This window comes from Microcella sp., assembly GCF_046296455.1.
Classification (GTDB): Bacteria; Actinomycetota; Actinomycetes; order Actinomycetales; family Microbacteriaceae; genus Microcella.
Window position 1 is genome coordinate 1 of sequence record NZ_JBKBLF010000016.1, and the last position, 14,291, is coordinate 14,291.

At 71.0% G+C, this 14,291-nt stretch carries 15 protein-coding genes and 2 tRNA genes; 12 read left to right on the forward strand and 5 right to left on the reverse strand.

All coding sequences use genetic code 11. The features are described from left to right. On the reverse strand, window positions 1-336 hold a 336-nt coding region (locus tag ACK4HH_RS09320; RefSeq protein ID WP_409651027.1), incomplete at its 3' end, for a hypothetical protein. Window positions 337-418: 82 nt separating this feature from the next. Here ACK4HH_RS09320 and ACK4HH_RS09325 point away from each other — a divergent pair. From ACK4HH_RS09325 to ACK4HH_RS09335, 3 genes are all read left to right on the forward strand, one after another. Further along, entirely contained in the window at window positions 419-940 is a 522-nt protein-coding gene (locus tag ACK4HH_RS09325) for an RNA polymerase sigma factor (protein ID WP_409651029.1), read from the forward strand. Between the two features lie 7 nt (window positions 941-947). Further along, entirely contained in the window at window positions 948-2,438 is a 1,491-nt protein-coding gene (locus ACK4HH_RS09330; RefSeq protein ID WP_409651031.1) for a hypothetical protein, read from the forward strand. A gap of 211 nt (window positions 2,439-2,649) precedes the next feature. After that, window positions 2,650-3,021: a ribonuclease E inhibitor RraB gene (locus ACK4HH_RS09335; RefSeq protein WP_409651033.1), complete on the forward strand. Its 372-nt coding sequence runs from the start codon at window positions 2,650-2,652 to the stop codon at window positions 3,019-3,021. Between the two features lie 40 nt (window positions 3,022-3,061). Here the strand turns inward: ACK4HH_RS09335 and ACK4HH_RS09340 are convergent. Continuing rightward, window positions 3,062-3,135 (reverse strand) — tRNA-Gly (locus ACK4HH_RS09340). A 150-nt stretch (window positions 3,136-3,285) separates the two neighbouring features. On the opposite strand from ACK4HH_RS09340, the gene ACK4HH_RS09345 reads away from it, so the two are divergent. Next, a tRNA-Pro gene (locus ACK4HH_RS09345) sits at window positions 3,286-3,362 on the forward strand. A gap of 45 nt (window positions 3,363-3,407) precedes the next feature. Continuing rightward, the gene (gene tig / locus ACK4HH_RS09350) at window positions 3,408-4,757 is read left to right on the forward strand and encodes a trigger factor (protein ID WP_409651035.1); all 1,350 of its coding nucleotides are present in this window, start codon (window positions 3,408-3,410) and stop codon (window positions 4,755-4,757) included. On the opposite strand, the gene ACK4HH_RS09355 is transcribed toward tig, so the two are convergent. Then, window positions 4,754-5,353, reverse strand: coding sequence for an N-acetyltransferase family protein (locus tag ACK4HH_RS09355; protein WP_409651037.1), 600 nt, complete (start codon window positions 5,351-5,353; stop codon window positions 4,754-4,756). The two genes, tig and ACK4HH_RS09355, sit on opposite strands and share 4 nt — an antisense overlap. Window positions 5,354-5,422: 69 nt before the next feature. Between ACK4HH_RS09355 and ACK4HH_RS09360 the strand changes: the two genes are divergently transcribed. The 3 genes from ACK4HH_RS09360 to ACK4HH_RS09370 all read left to right on the forward strand — a co-directional run bounded on the left by ACK4HH_RS09360 (window position 5,423) and on the right by ACK4HH_RS09370 (window position 7,409). Continuing rightward, complete coding sequence (locus ACK4HH_RS09360; RefSeq protein ID WP_409651039.1) at window positions 5,423-6,010, forward strand: hypothetical protein; 588 nt, start codon at window positions 5,423-5,425, stop codon at window positions 6,008-6,010. Window positions 6,011-6,130: 120 nt separating this feature from the next. After that, window positions 6,131-6,718, forward strand: coding sequence for an ATP-dependent Clp protease proteolytic subunit (locus ACK4HH_RS09365; RefSeq protein WP_409651041.1), 588 nt, complete (start codon window positions 6,131-6,133; stop codon window positions 6,716-6,718). Between the two features lie 28 nt (window positions 6,719-6,746). Further along, entirely contained in the window at window positions 6,747-7,409 is a 663-nt protein-coding gene (locus tag ACK4HH_RS09370; protein ID WP_409651043.1) for an ATP-dependent Clp protease proteolytic subunit, read from the forward strand. A gap of 97 nt (window positions 7,410-7,506) precedes the next feature. On the opposite strand, the gene ACK4HH_RS09375 is transcribed toward ACK4HH_RS09370, so the two are convergent. Continuing rightward, window positions 7,507-8,190, reverse strand: a complete 684-nt coding sequence (locus ACK4HH_RS09375) for a copper resistance protein CopC (RefSeq protein WP_409651045.1) — start codon at window positions 8,188-8,190, stop codon at window positions 7,507-7,509. Window positions 8,191-8,375: 185 nt separating this feature from the next. On the opposite strand from ACK4HH_RS09375, the gene clpX reads away from it, so the two are divergent. Genes clpX through ACK4HH_RS09395 form a run of 4 tightly spaced genes read left to right on the forward strand, consistent with a single transcriptional unit; the run spans window position 8,376 to window position 12,498 of the window. After that, on the forward strand, window positions 8,376-9,656 hold the full coding sequence (clpX, locus tag ACK4HH_RS09380; RefSeq protein WP_409651047.1) for an ATP-dependent Clp protease ATP-binding subunit ClpX: 1,281 nt from the start codon (window positions 8,376-8,378) through the stop codon (window positions 9,654-9,656). Between the two features lie 9 nt (window positions 9,657-9,665). After that, the gene (locus ACK4HH_RS09385; protein ID WP_409651049.1) at window positions 9,666-10,748 is read left to right on the forward strand and encodes an ATP-binding protein; all 1,083 of its coding nucleotides are present in this window, start codon (window positions 9,666-9,668) and stop codon (window positions 10,746-10,748) included. Between the two features lie 18 nt (window positions 10,749-10,766). Next, a complete protein-coding gene (locus ACK4HH_RS09390; protein ID WP_409651051.1) occupies window positions 10,767-11,291 on the forward strand; it encodes a pyridoxamine 5'-phosphate oxidase family protein in 525 nt (174 codons plus the stop codon). A 10-nt stretch (window positions 11,292-11,301) separates the two neighbouring features. Continuing rightward, complete coding sequence (locus tag ACK4HH_RS09395; RefSeq protein WP_409651053.1) at window positions 11,302-12,498, forward strand: benzoate/H(+) symporter BenE family transporter; 1,197 nt, start codon at window positions 11,302-11,304, stop codon at window positions 12,496-12,498. Here ACK4HH_RS09395 and ACK4HH_RS09400 read toward each other — a convergent pair. After that, window positions 12,431-14,287, reverse strand: a complete 1,857-nt coding sequence (locus tag ACK4HH_RS09400) for an O-antigen ligase family protein (RefSeq protein WP_409651055.1) — start codon at window positions 14,285-14,287, stop codon at window positions 12,431-12,433. The genes ACK4HH_RS09395 and ACK4HH_RS09400 overlap by 68 nt on opposite strands. Between the last annotated feature and the right edge of the window lie 4 nt (window positions 14,288-14,291).

The following is a 14,291-nucleotide window of genomic DNA, read 5'->3' on the forward strand; positions in this document are numbered from 1 at the left end:
GGGCGGCGCGGCGACGGCGGACTCCAGCGCGGCGGCGTGCGCGGCCGGAGTCTCGGCGGGCGGTGCGGCGGGAGCCGCGAGCGCGGCGGCCGCGGTCTCGCGGCGCATGCGTCCGATGATGTCGAGCCGCGCATCCAGCGCATCGGCGATGTCGGCCGACGCCGCCGCGAGGTCGACGGCGGCGGTGTGCCGCAGGTCGAGGCCGCAGCTGCGGCACACGGTCGACGTTAGCGGGGTGAAGCAGGCGGGGCAGATGCTCGTCGACCGCAGTTCGGCGGCCGAGCGGGGAAAGAGCACGCGGCCGGCCCAGGCGCGATCAGGGGTGGTGTCGCTCATGCGCTCACGCTATCGCCGTGACGTTCGACGCGCCCGAAACGTTGGGGTGCCTGTGCACGGCCCGCGCCGCCAGACTGTGACCATGCCCGAGTCGACCGAGCCGTTCGTGGCCGTCTACACCCAGCACCTTCCCGCGGTCAGCCGGTATCTCGCGCGCCGTGTCGATCGCAGCGACGTCGACGACCTCGCGGCCGACGTGTTCGCGATCGCGTGGCGCAAGCGCGACTCGGTCTCGCCGGGCGAAGAGCTGCCGTGGCTGTACCGCATCGCGTCGTACCAGGTGGCGAACCACCGGCGCCGGCTGGCCGCGCGCGCTTCGGTGCTCGGGCTGCTGTCGGTGCCCGACTCCGCACCGTCGGCGGAATCCCTCGTGACGGCCGACGCCGAGCTCGCCCGGGCGTGGGCCGCCATCGGGCCGCGCGACCGCGAGGTGCTGGCTCTCGTCGTGCTCGACGACCTGTCGGTGGGCGATGCGGCGCTCGCGCTGGGGGTCAGCGCGAATGCGGTGAGCATCCGGTTGCACCGTGCCAAGAAGGCGCTCGCCGCGGCGCTCGGCGAATCCGGGTCGAGCAGTTCTGAAAGATCGCCCGCCCCCGCGACATAAACCGGGTATGAGTGACAACACCGACCCCCTGACCGATCGCCTGCGGCGCTCCGCCGGCACGGATGCTCCCGCTCCGGCACTGTCGCCCGAGCTCGTCGCTGCGGCCCCCGGCCGTCGCGCTCCCCGCCTCGTCAACCACGGCCGCACGACCCGCTTCGCGAGCGCGTCGCTCGCCGCGGTCGCCGCCGTCGCGGTCGGCTCGCTCGTCGTCACGAACCCCTTCGCTCCGCAGGCGCCGCTCTTCACAGCGGCCGCGGCGGGCAGCGGTCCGGCGAACGCGCAGAGCGCCGAGACCTCGGCGCTCGCCGATGACGCCCGCATCGCCATGTGGATCGACTACGACTACGTCGCTGGCCCCGGCCTCGGCACCGAGGGCGGCAGCGGCGGCGTGTACCAGTTGCGTCGCGTCGGCAGCCCCGAGCAGGTGCTCGCCGACATGGCCGAGCGGTTCGGCGTCGACGGCGAGGCGGTCGAGTCTCAGTACTTCGACCCGGAGTGGCCGAGCTACGTGGTCGGCCCGGAGGACGGCTCGGGCCCGTCGATCATGGTCACGTGGAGCGGCACCGGCAACTGGTGGTACAACAACCCCGCCGCCTACCCCGACCCGGTGTGCGAGCTCGTCGAGTACGAGACCGAGAACGGCACCGAGCAGTTCGAAGAGTGCATCGCTCCCGAGATTCCCGCGAGCGAGTCGCTCGCCCCGAGCGAGGCCGAGGCCCGCGCGCAGGCTGCCGAGCTGTTCGCCTCGATGGGTCTCGACGTGCAGCCCGGTGACGTGCGGGTGTTCGGCGACGTCTGGCAGACGATGGCCACCGCGAGCCTGCGCGTCGACGGCGTCGACACGGCGATCGACTACAGCGTGGCGTGGAGCCCGCTCGGCGAGATCGCCTGGGCCTACGGGCACTCGATCGAGGTCGTCGACCGTGGCGACTTCGGCACGGTCTCGGCCACCGAGGCGGTCGCGCGTCTCGACGACGGCCGCTGGTACGGCGCTGCCGGCCCCGACTTTCAGGGCGGCATGAACATTCTCGCGGCCGAATCGGGCGTGGCACGGGATGCTGTGCCCGCGACCGCGGGAGGCGACACCTCGGTCTCGTCCCCGGCCGACGAGCCGACCGAGCCGGGCACCCCCGGTGAGGCGCCCGTCGAGCCGACCGAGCCCGTCGAGCCGTCAGAGCCGACAGAGCCCACGGAGCCCGCTGAGCCGACGGAGCCCACCGAGCCCGTCGAGCCGACGGAGCCCGGCGAAGAGCCGATCGTTGAGCCGACCACCGAGCCGGCGCCGCTGCCCGAACCCGAGCAGGTGACGGTGACGGTCGACTCGGCCGAGGCGACCCTGCTGCTCATGTGGGACGCCGACGGCAACGCCTGGCTCGTGCCGGGCTTCGCGATGCAGCACCCCGACGGGTTCTTCAACACGATCGTCTCGCTCGTCGAGGGCGTCATCGAGCTTCCCGCACCCTTCGAGGGCGAGATCACCCCGTTCCTCGAAGACTGAACCTCCCGTGAAGACGGCGCCCCCGCAGGTTGGGCTGCGGGGGCGTCGTCGTGCGCCTTCAACGGATACGGAACTTCGCGAATCCTGTTCACGAAGTTCCGTATCTGTTGAAGCTAATGGGGTGGCCCCCTCCCTCTGGCCATCGCCCCAGTCGCCGACGCGACTGCCCGAGGCGTGGCGCTGACATCACGAGGGCTGAGAGAGTGACCTCATGGGACTCTTCTCTCGACGACAGAAGCCACCGTCACGGGGCGCGTTCGCAACTGGCCACGCAGGCGACGATCAGCTCCTCGGAATTCTCAGCGAGCGCAGTGATCTCGCGAGCCCTCGCCATTGGGTTCACTTTCTCTACTTTTCCGACGAGTCGAGCGCTCGAACGGCGGCGGCGTCGGTCGAGGAGGCCGGGTGGGCGCTTCAGGCCGTGCAACCCGCAGCGACAGATAGCGGCGATTGGATCGTCATCGCTGAACGCCACGACGCCGTCGTATCGCCCGACGCCGTGAGAGAGGCACGGATCTACTTCGAGTCGATCGCGTCGGCGCATCCGGGTGCCGACTACGACGGCTGGGAAGCGAGTCTCTGAGCCTCGACGGAGGATGACGAGCCGGTCGCGTTCTGGCAGATGGAGGGGCTGACGGGAATCGAACCCGCATCATTAGTTTGGAAGACTAAGGCTTTACCACTAAGCTACAGCCCCGCTGCAGGCCCGGAAGCCCGCGTGTTTTCTAGGGTATCGCATCGGGGCGGGCGCCCAGCGGTGCGGCTCGTCGACTCGGCTAGACTTGCCGAGGCCATTTTTCGAAGCGACGCCGCGTCGTGACGCTGACGTGGCCCACGGTCACGGTTTCGGGGCGTAGCTCAGCTTGGTAGAGCGCCCGCTTTGGGAGCGGGAGGCCGCAGGTTCAAATCCTGTCGCCCCGACCAGCACCCTCGCTCACGAACTCAGCACACATATTCAGGAGAACCCCTTTGGTCCAGTCCACGGTCGAGAAGCTCAGCCCGACGCGCGTCAAGATCGCGATCACGGTCACGCCCGACGAGCTCAAGCCGAGCATCCAGCACGCCTACAAGCACATCGCCGAGACGGTGAACATTCCGGGCTTCCGCAAGGGCAAGGTGCCGCCGCCCATCATCGACCAGCGCGTGGGCCGCGCCGAGGTGCTCAACCACGCCGTCAGCGAGGGCCTCGACGGCTTCTACCGCGCCGCCGTGCAAGAGCAGGGCCTGCGCGCCCTCGGCCGCCCCCAGGCCGACATCGCCGAGTGGCCGAGCGAGAAAGACTTCTCGGGCGACCTGCTGGTCACCGTCGAGGTGGATGTGCGCCCCGAGTTCGAGATCCCCAAGTACGACGGCCTCACGGTCGAGGTCGACGCCACCGACGTCACCCCCGACGAGGTCGAGGCCGAGCTCGAGAACCTGCGCAGCCGCTTCGGCACGCTCGTCACGGTCGACCGGCCGGCCGCGAAGGGCGACTTCGTGCAGCTCGACCTCATCGCCACGGTCGCCGGCAACACGGTCGACACGGCCAATTCGATCTCGTACGAGCTCGGCTCGGGCGAACTCATCGATGGCATCGACGACGCCGTTGAGACCCTCACCGCGGGTGAGACCACCACGTTCGAGTCGAAGCTGCTCGGCGGCGACCACGAGGGCGAGACGGCCCAGATCGAGGTCACCGTCATCTCGGTGAAAGAGCGCGAGCTGCCCGAGGCCGACGACGACTTCGCCCAGATCGCCAGCCAGTTCGACACGATCGGCGAGCTGCGGGCCGACCTGCGCGAGCAGCTGCTGAAGCAGAAGTCGTTCGGCCAGGGCGCGCAGGCGCGCGACAAGCTGCTCGCTGCGCTGCTCGAGAAGGTCGAGATCCCCGTGCCCGACGCGCTCGTCGAGAACGAGGTGCACCGCCACCTCGAGAACGAGGGTCGGCTCGAAGACGACGAGCACCGCGCCGAGGTGACCGAGTCGAGCACGACGACGTTCCGCACCCAGATCTTTCTCGACGCGCTCGCCGAGAAAGAAGAGGTCAAGGTCAGCCAAGACGAGCTGACCCAGTACCTCATCCAGGGCGCCGCGCAGTACGGCATGGAGCCCGGCGAGTTCATCAAGATCCTCGACCAGAACGGCCAGATCCCCGGCATGGTCGGCGAGGTCGCCCGCTCGAAGGCGCTCTCGGTCGCCCTCAGCAAGGCGAAGGTCGTCGACTCGAAGGGCAAGGCCGTCGACCTCACCGCGTTCACGGCCGCGGCGGTCGCGCCGATCGCCGAGGCGATCGACACCGATGACCACGAGGGCCACGACCACGAGGGCCACGACCACTAGGTCACAGACCTCCCCATGATCAGCCCGCCATCGGGCTCGACGGCCACGGGTGCGAACCCGATGTGCTCGTAGAAGCCGATGGCGGGCTTGTTCGTGCCCGAGACGCCGAGGTGCACGCCCGCAACGCCGCGCTCGCGCAGTTGACCGAGCAGGCGCTCGATGAGCGCGCGCCCCAGGCCCAGCCCCTGCGCCCGCGGCAGCAGGTTGATGTGCAGGTGCGCCGGGTGCGCATCGGTGATGGATGCGGGGGTCGCCTCGGGCGTGTGCAGCAGCGCGACGAGTCCCTGGTCGCGATCGCGGCGCGGGGCCTGCAGGGGGTACCGGTCGCGCAGCGCCGGCCACCACATCCGCTCGCACCACGCCTCGAACGAGACCGTGTCGGCCGTGGCGACGAGGTAGCCAGCGGGGCCGTCGTCGTCGACGACGATCGTGGCGAGCGCGGGGTCGGCCACGAGGTGCGGCGCGGCCCACAGCTGGGCGAGCAGCTCGGGGTCGTCGTAGACGCCGGTCGCATCGCGGCCGTCGTCGCCCGTGAGCGTGCAGATGCGCGTGACGGCAGGCAGGTCGTCGAGGGTGGCGGGGCGCAGCAGGGCCATGCAGCCACTGTAGAGGCGGGTACTTTTTGCTCATTGCCCCCCGATGGGCCGCGGCGGTAGCGTCACCGCATGAGTCGACTCCTGAGTCTCGCCGCGGGTGCTGCGGCCTCCCTGCTGCTGCTCGCCGGTTGTGCCGCGCCCATCGACACCTCGAACGCCGAGCGTGTCGACGGCGAGTCGCCCGCGACGATCAACGGTGTCGAGCTCGCCCTCGACGCCGAGCGCATCGTCGAGGCGCAGGGCTTCTTGGTGACGATGGACTGCGGAACCGACGACGTGCCCTTCGTGGCGGGAACGAGCGTCGAGTGCAGCGCCGTCGATTCGGCGACGGGTGAGTCGGGCGGCTACACCGTGACGATCACCGCGGTCGATGGCAGCGACTACGAGCTCGACGTCGTCGGCTCGGCCGCGACGCCGCAGCCCGCGCCCGATTCGGCGCTCGAGAGCGCGCAGGCGTTCGCTGATCTCACTGCGCAGGCGATCACCGAGTCGCTCGGCGAGGCTCCCGCGGTCGACTGCGGCACCGCCGACATCGAGATCTTCGAGGGGCAAGAGGTGCGCTGCGCCTACGAGACCTCGTCGGCGAGCGGCTTCGTCATCGCGACCGTCACGTCGTTCGACGGATCGTTCTACGAGATCTCGGTCGTCGAAGAGTAGGTCGCTCGCTCGACCCCTGCCGCGAGTTCGCCGAGCACTGCTCTGCCCACGGCGAACACGGCCGTTCGCGCGCGCCCGCTTCTGTAGATTCGAGGCACGAGACGAACAGGAGCTCCTTCCATGGCTGAACCGGCAATGCCGAACAGTGTTTTCGACCGACTGCTGAAAGACCGCATCATCTGGCTGGGGTCAGAGGTGCGCGACGAGAACGCCAATGAGATCGCGGCCAAGCTGCTGCTGCTCGCGGCGGAGGACCCCGAGAAAGACATCTACCTCTACATCAACTCGCCCGGTGGCTCGGTCACGGCCGGCATGGCCATCTACGACACGATGCAGTTCGTTCCCAACGACATCGTCACGGTCGGCATCGGCATGGCCGCCTCGATGGGGCAGCTGCTGCTGACGGCGGGCACGAAAGGCAAGCGCTACATCACGCCCAACGCGCGCGTGCTGCTGCACCAGCCGCACGGCGGCTTCGGCGGCACCTCGAGCGACATCCAGACGCAGGCGCAGCTCATCGTCGACATGAAGAACCGCCTCGCCGAGATCACGGCCGAGCAGACCGGCAAGACGGTCGAGCAGGTCAATGCCGACGGCGACCGCGACCGCTGGTTCACCGCCGAAGAGGCCCTCGCCTACGGCTTCGTCGACCACATCCGCGCCTCGGCGAGCGATGTCATCGGCGGCGGCGGAACGAACGACAAGTAGCCCCGGCGCGAGACGAAGGACGACACTCATGGAATTCCCCACCTACGGCGCCGCGACCCCCGGCATGCCCAGCAGCCGCTACATCCTTCCGAGCTTCGAAGAGCGCACGGCCTATGGCTACAAGCGCCAAGACCCGTACGCGAAGCTGTTCGAAGACCGCATCATCTTTCTCGGTGTGCAGGTCGACGACGCGTCGGCCGATGACGTCATGGCGCAGCTGCTCGTACTCGAGTCGCAAGACCCCGACCGCGACATCGTCATGTACATCAACAGCCCGGGTGGCTCGTTCACGGCCATGACGGCGATCTACGACACGATGCAGTACATCCGCCCGCAGATTCAGACCGTGGTGCTCGGCCAGGCGGCCTCGGCCGCGGCCGTGCTGCTCGCGGCGGGCTCGCCGGGCAAGCGCCTCGCGCTGCCGAACGCGCGCGTGCTCATCCACCAGCCCGCAACGGGCGATGCCGGTCGTGGCCAGGCGAGCGACATCGAGATCCAGGCGAAAGAGATCGCGCGCTTGCGCGAGTGGCTCGAGCACACGCTCTCGAAGCACTCCAACCGCACGGTCGAGCAGGTCAACAAAGACATCGACCGCGACAAGATCCTGATCGCCGACGAGGCGCTCGAGTACGGCCTCATCGACCAGGTGCTCACGAGCCGCAAGACGCTGCCGGCGGCCATCGCCTCCTGACGCGTCGAGCGCTCACGACGAGAGCCCCGCATCCGATTCAGGATGCGGGGCTCTCGTCATGCCTCGGCGCCCAGGGCGCGGCGCGCAGGTCGGCCGGTTACTCGGCGTCGGTGCGCGGCGCCTCGGGCTCGGCGGCGCCGCTCGAGCGCCCGCGCCGCGCGAGCACGGCGATGACGACGCCGAGCACCACGAGGCCGGCGACGATCGCGGCGATGATGCCGAGCACGACGGCCGACTCGTCGGCGGCGTCGTCCGCCGCCTCGGCCACCGGGGTCGCGGCGGTCGTCGGCTCGGGTTGCGGCTCGGTCGTGGCCGAGCTGCTCGGCTCGGGCAGGGGCTGCCCGCACACCGGGGGCTCGGCGAGCCCCGGGCGGGCCTCGGCCGCATCCACGGGCGCGAATGAGAACGCGATCGTGTCAGACAGCGTGTGGCCGTCAGACGAGACGTACTGGTACGTGAGCGTGTACTCGCCGGCGGCTCCAAGGGTCGCGGGCATCGAGAGGGTGTCGCCGGCGACGGTGAGGCAGCCGTCGCCGTAATACAGGCCGGCGGCGTCGGTGACCTGCAGGCCGAAGCCCGCCGCGTCGCCGCTGAGGTCGAGCATGGGCTGATTCGTCGAGACCGAGAACACCTCGGGCACGGTGGTGAGCACCTGCCCGGGGCTCGGGGTCGAGGTGGTCACGGGGTCGTGCGCCATGGCCGCCGCGGCGGGGGCGAGGGCGAGCGCGGCGGTGAGCGCGAGCGTGGCGAACAGGGGAGCGGTGCGGGTGCGGATGGTCATGATGGCTCCAGGCTAGGGCGCGCTCCTATGAGGCGCGTCATGGTGCATTCGGCGCGGAAGAGCCCCGGGTTCGCCCGCGGCGACACCCGGGAGGGGGGCAGTGCACGACGAACGTCGTCGCGCCGCGTTAGGCTCGCTGCAAGGTCGACTTCTGTCGATCCGCTGCCTGAGTGAGGGGTGAGGCCATGGCTCGCATCGGAGAGACCGCCGACCTGCTCAAGTGCTCGTTCTGCGGAAAGAGCCAGAAGCAGGTGCAGCAGCTCATCGCCGGCCCCGGCGTGTACATCTGCGACGAGTGCGTCGAGCTGTGCAACGAGATCATCGAAGAGCGCCTCGCCGAATCGGGCGAGACGGCCGTGGCCGAGTTCGACCTGCCGAAGCCGAAAGAGATCTACGCCTTCCTCGAAGAGTATGTGATCGGGCAAGACGCGGCGAAGAAGTCGCTCTCGGTCGCCGTGTACAACCACTACAAGCGCATCCGGGCCCGGCAGACCATCACGGCCGCCGACCAGCTCGCCGACGATGTCGAGATCGCCAAGAGCAACATCCTGCTGATCGGCCCGACCGGCTGCGGCAAGACGTATCTGGCGCAGACGCTCGCCAAGCGCCTCAACGTGCCCTTCGCGGTCGCCGACGCGACGGCCCTCACCGAGGCGGGCTACGTCGGCGAAGACGTCGAGAACATCCTGCTCAAGCTGCTGCAGGCCGCCGACTTCGATGTGAAGCGCGCCGAGACGGGCATCATCTACATCGACGAGGTCGACAAGATCGCCCGCAAGGCCGAGAACCCGTCGATCACGCGCGACGTCTCGGGTGAGGGCGTGCAGCAGGCGCTGCTCAAGATCCTCGAGGGCACCGTGGCGAGCGTGCCGCCCCAGGGGGGCCGCAAGCACCCGCATCAAGAGTTCATCCAGATCGACACGACGAACGTGCTCTTCATCGTGGCGGGCGCCTTCGCGGGGCTCGAAGACATCATCAGCCAGCGCGCGGGCAAGCGCGGCATCGGCTTCGGCGCCCCGCTGCACGACAAGTCGCTCGAGAAGAACCTCTTCAGCGAGGTGCTGCCCGAAGACCTGCACAAGTTCGGGCTCATCCCCGAGTTCATCGGCCGCCTGCCGGTCGTCACGACCGTCACCCCGCTCGACCGCACGGCGCTCATCGAGATTCTCACCACGCCGAAGAACGCGCTCGTGCGCCAGTACCAGCGCATGTTCGAGATCGATGGCGTCGAGCTCGAGTTCGAGCAAGACGCGCTCGACGCGATCGCCGACCTGGCCGTCTTGCGGCAGACCGGCGCGCGCGGCCTGCGGGCGATCCTCGAGGAGGTGCTCGGGCCGATCATGTTCGAGGTGCCGTCGCACGACGACGTCGAGCGCATCGTCGTCACGCGCGACGCCGTGATCGAGAACGCCGCGCCCACGATCGTGCCGCGCAGCATCGCCCCGCGGCGCGAGAAGTCGGCCTAGCCGACGCCCATGACCGAGCTCGCGGTCGGCACCGTCGACGGCGCCGCGCAGCCCGCCTGGCTGACCGCCGAGAAGTTCAATCGCCACACGTTCTGGTGCGGCCAGAGCGGCTCGGGCAAGACCTACGCGCTCGGCGTCGTGCTCGAAGAGCTGCTGCTGCGCACGGCGCTGCCGCTCGTCATCATCGATCCGAATGCCGACTTCGTGCGCATCGGCGAGGTGCGCGAGGGGGTGGATGCTGAGACCGCGGCCGCACTGTCGGCCCGCGAGATCCGCGTGCTGCGGCCCGCGACGCTGCCCGGCGACGACCTGCGGGCCCGGTTCTCGTCGATGCTGCCGCAGTCGAAGGCGGCCGTGCTGCGGCTCGACCCGATCGCCGATCGGGCGGAGTACAACGCCTTCTTGCACCTCAGCGCGGTCGGTGCCACCGCCGATGCGCGAGCGCTCATGCAGCGGCTCATCGGCTCGGCCGACCCGGGTCAGCAGGCGATCGCGCAGCGCATCGAGAACCTCGGGGTGCTCGACTGGCAGATCTGGGCGGGCGAGCATGCGGCGGCCTCTGAGGTCATCGACGCGCGGCCCGATGCGACCGTGCTCGACGTCGGCGGGTTCGCGCATCCTGATGAGGCGCTCACCGTCGTGCTGTCGGTGCTCGACGACCTGTGGCAGAAGCGCGAGCAGCGGCGACCCGTGCTCATCGTGATCGATGAGGCGCACAATGTGTGCTCGCCCGAGCTGTCGGGGCCGCTCGCGGTGGCGGTGCGCGAGCGCATCATCCAGATCGCCGCCGAGGGGCGCAAGTACGGTCTCTGGTTGCTGCTGTCGACGCAGCGTCCGTCGAAGGTGCACCCCGGGGTCATCTCGCAGTGCGACAACCTCGGCCTCATGAAGATGAGCTCACCCGCCGACCTGGCCGAACTGGGATCGGTGTTCGGCTTCGTGCCCGCCGAGCTGATGGCCCGCGCGGCGATGTTCGAGCAGGGCCAGGTACTGCTCGCCGGGGGCTTCGCGCCCGTTGACGGCGTCGTGCGTATGCGCGCCCGCTACACGCACGAGGGCGGCGCCGATGTGCGGGTGCCCGTTCGCGGCTGAGCCGACTACCCTGGCGGCATGAGCGAGACCCTGCGCGACCGCCTGCGGGCCCTGCCCGCGTTCGCCGCCGAACTGCCGTCGTTCGACCCGGCGGCCGCCCCCGATCGAGCCGACGAGCTCTTTCTGCAGTGGCTCGATGATGCACTGGCCCGCGGGGTGGCGCAACCGCACGCCTGCACGCTCTCGACGGCGGGGCCCACGGGCCACGTCACGGCGCGCACCCTCATTCTCAAAGACCTGGTCGACGGCCAGTGGGTGTTCGCGGGGGCGCGCTCGACGCGCAAGGGCATCGATCTGGCCGCCAACCCCAGTGCGGCGCTGACCTTCTACTGGCCCGAGGTGGGCCGTCAGGTGCGCGTGACGGGCGAGGTCGAAGAACTGCCGAGCGAGGTCGCCGCCGCCGATTGGGCCGCGCGGCCCGCGGTCACCGAGTCGCACAACCCCGACTGGGCGGCCTGGGCGCTGACACCGACCGAAGTCGAGTTCTGGCAGGCGCGCCACGACCGCCAGCACGTGCGGCACTGGTACCGCAGCGCGCCCTAGGCTCGACCCCGTGCTGCAGCCGATCATCGCCGGGGTCATCGGCGCGCTCACGGGCTTCGCGAGCTCGTTCGCCCTCGTCATCGCGGGGCTGCTCGCCGTGGGTGCGAGCCCCGCGGAGGCCGCGAGCGGGCTGCTCGCGCTGTGCATCGGCCAGGCGCTGCTCGCGGGGCTGCTGTCGTGGCGGTTGCGCCTGCCGCTGAGCTTCGCGTGGTCGACGCCGGGCGCGGCACTGCTCGTCGCGGCCGAGGGCACGACGGGCTCGTACGGCGCGGCCATCGGCGCGTTCATCGTGTGCGGGCTGCTCATTCTCGTGAGCGGGCTGTGGCCGTGGCTTGGGCGGGCGATGACGCGCATCCCGATGCCGCTCGCCGGGGCGATGCTGGCCGGAATCCTGTTCCCCATCTGCATCGCGCCCGTCACGGCCGTCATCGAGCAGCCCCTGCTGGCCGCGCCCGTCATCATCGTGTGGCTGCTGCTCGTGCGCTGGCTGCCGCGGTGGGCGGTGCCGGCGGCCATGCTCGTCGCCATCATCGGCGTCGTGGTGAGCGCGGGCGACGAATGGATGCGCGGCGCGAGCCTCGCGCCCGCCTTCACCCTCACGATGCCGAGCCTCGACCCGCTCGTCATCGTGTCGCTCGGGCTGCCGCTCTACATCGTCACGATGGCGGGGCAGAACGTGCCCGGCTTCGCGGTGCTGACGACGCTCGGCTACCGCAACGTGCCGGCGCGCACGATGCTCGCGGCGAGCGGCGCGGCGACGGCCCTCACGGCACCGTTCGGCAGCTACGCGCTCAACCTCGCCGCGATCACGGCCGCGCTCATGGCCAGCCCTGACTCGCATCCTGATCCCGCTCGTCGCTGGGTCGCGCCGGTCGCGGGCGGCGCCACCTACGTGCTGCTGGGCCTCGGCGCGGGGGTCGCGACGGCCCTCGTGGCCGCCGCTCCGCCCATCCTCATCATTGCCGTTGCGGGGCTCGCGTTGCTGAGCGCCTTCGCGACGGGGCTCGTGAGCGCGTTCGAGGCGCCCGAGACCCGCCTGACGGCCGCCGTCACGCTCATCGTCGTCGCCTCGGGGGTCGTCGTGCTCGGCATCGGCAGCGCGTTCTGGGGGCTGCTCGTGGGGGCGCTCGTGATGCTCGTCACTCGTCCGCGCCGCGCAGCCGAGCCTCATCCAGAGCCTGCTGCGCCTGATCCGACTGACCCCTGAGGTCATAGAGCGCGGCGAGCGTCAGCCAGGGGTCGGCCCACGCCGGGTCGAGTTCGGCGGCGAGCAGCAGGTCGCGCTCGGCCCGTTCGAGGTCGCCCTCGAACAGCGCGATGCCGCCCGATCGATGGCGGGGCCATGGATGCCGCGGCACGCGCTCGATGAGGGCGTCGACGCTCGCGCGCGCGAGCGGCAGGTCGCCCTCGGCGATGGCGAGCGTCACAGCTGCACGGCCCGCCGCGAGCGAGCCGGGCGCAGCGAGTGTCGCCCGGTCGACCCACTGCCGCGCGGCGCTGATCGCGCCGCGGTCGCCCGCATCGACGCGGGCCACGAGCAGCTCGGCGCCGATGATGGCCACGTCGGGGTCGAACGGTCGTGCGGCGCGGGCGCTGCTCAGCGCCGCGTCGATTTCGGTGACGGTCGTGGTGCCAGGCCCGGCGGGGGAACCCGCGAGCTGGGCGGCCCGCCCGAGGTGCAGCTCGCCGACAAGCAGCACCGCGAGGGCGGCTGCGACGCCGGCGAGCAACGCGCCCGTCGCGAGCGTGCGACCTCGGGGCGCGCTCGTCGGGGCGGGCGCGGCGAGCAGGGCACCCGCGAGCAGCCCGAGCAGCAGCAGGGTCGCAGCAGCGGTGGGCTGCACGGCGAGCGGCACGAGCACAGCGATCAGCCCGCTCGCGGCCATGATCACGACGGGCGCGTGCGCGCCGCGCCGGCCGCGCACGACTGCCGCGACCGTGAGGGCGAGCAGCGCGAGCCCGACGAGCAGCAGCAGGGGGCCTCCGCCGACCGCCAGCTGCAGTGCGAGGTTGTGAGGGCTGTCGAGCACAGTCTGCTGGCCGACGGCGGCGAACCACGCCGCGCTGTGCTGGGCGGCCACGGCGTCGATGAAGCCGCCGGGGGCGGTGCCGAGCAGCGGGTGGGCGGCGAGCGTCGCGAGTGTCTCGCCGTAGATGAGTACCCGGTCGATCGCCGACTCGGCGGCGAGCCCCGTCGCGTCGAGCAGTCGCTGGGCGGTGCCGGGCACGACGAGCGCGCCCGCGATCAGCCCGGCGAGGCTCGCGCCGATGATCCCGAGCGTGCGACGGCGATCGGGGTCGGCGTGCCGCACGGCGAGCAGCGCCGCAGCGACGAGCGCCAGGGCGGCACCGAGCAGGGCGGCGCGCGAGCCGCTCGCGGTGACCGTGGCAAGCGCCGCGATCGCCCCCGCGAACGCCGCGGCGAGCTCGAGGCCGCGCGCGCGAGGCAGGGCAGAGACGGGCAGGGCCAGGCGAGCCACGAGCAGGGCCAGCGCGACGGCCGCGACCGTGCCCTGGTCGCTCGCCGAGCCGAGCAGGGCGCCGGGGCGGTCGAGGTCGCTCGCGATCGGCCGCAGTCCGAACTGCTCAGCGGCCGTCACGAGGGCGAGCACCCCCGAGCCGATGGCGACGGCGAGCGTCAGGCCGCGCACGGGGGCGTGCGGTGAGCCGGGGCCGGGGCCGAGCAGCCGGGCGCCGAGCCAGGCGGCGATGGCGACTCCGCTCAGAGCGATGAGCCCGTCGAACCGGGGCCAGCGACCGAGTGCGGAGGAGATCGGGTCGGCGGTGAGCAGGGCCGAGGCGACGATGAGGGCCGCAGCGAGCATCCCGAGCCCGATGACGAGGCGGGGAAGGCGACCGCGTGGGGGAGCGGCGAGGGCGACCAGGGCCGCGATCGCGAGCACGAGCAGCTTGGGAATGGTCCAGCGGTCGAGCGCCTCGGGGGCCCAGGCGAGCACGGCGGCGACGATGAGCGCGGTGGTGGCGGCAACCGCCACGCCT

Coding starts and splice junctions, on each gene's coding strand:
- ACK4HH_RS09390 (WP_409651051.1), top strand. CDS start 10,767: ATGAGCGAGACCCTGCGCGACCGCCTGCGGGCCCTGCCCGCGTTCGCC.
- ACK4HH_RS09325 (WP_409651029.1), top strand. CDS start 419: ATGCCCGAGTCGACCGAGCCGTTCGTGGCCGTCTACACCCAGCACCTT.
- ACK4HH_RS09355 (WP_409651037.1), bottom strand. CDS start 5,353: ATGGCCCTGCTGCGCCCCGCCACCCTCGACGACCTGCCTGCCGTCACG.
- ACK4HH_RS09375 (WP_409651045.1), bottom strand. CDS start 8,190: ATGACCATCCGCACCCGCACCGCTCCCCTGTTCGCCACGCTCGCGCTC.
- ACK4HH_RS09335 (WP_409651033.1), top strand. CDS start 2,650: ATGGGACTCTTCTCTCGACGACAGAAGCCACCGTCACGGGGCGCGTTC.
- ACK4HH_RS09330 (WP_409651031.1), top strand. CDS start 948: ATGAGTGACAACACCGACCCCCTGACCGATCGCCTGCGGCGCTCCGCC.
- ACK4HH_RS09365 (WP_409651041.1), top strand. CDS start 6,131: ATGGCTGAACCGGCAATGCCGAACAGTGTTTTCGACCGACTGCTGAAA.
- ACK4HH_RS09360 (WP_409651039.1), top strand. CDS start 5,423: ATGAGTCGACTCCTGAGTCTCGCCGCGGGTGCTGCGGCCTCCCTGCTG.
- clpX (WP_409651047.1), top strand. CDS start 8,376: ATGGCTCGCATCGGAGAGACCGCCGACCTGCTCAAGTGCTCGTTCTGC.
- ACK4HH_RS09370 (WP_409651043.1), top strand. CDS start 6,747: ATGGAATTCCCCACCTACGGCGCCGCGACCCCCGGCATGCCCAGCAGC.
- ACK4HH_RS09385 (WP_409651049.1), top strand. CDS start 9,666: ATGACCGAGCTCGCGGTCGGCACCGTCGACGGCGCCGCGCAGCCCGCC.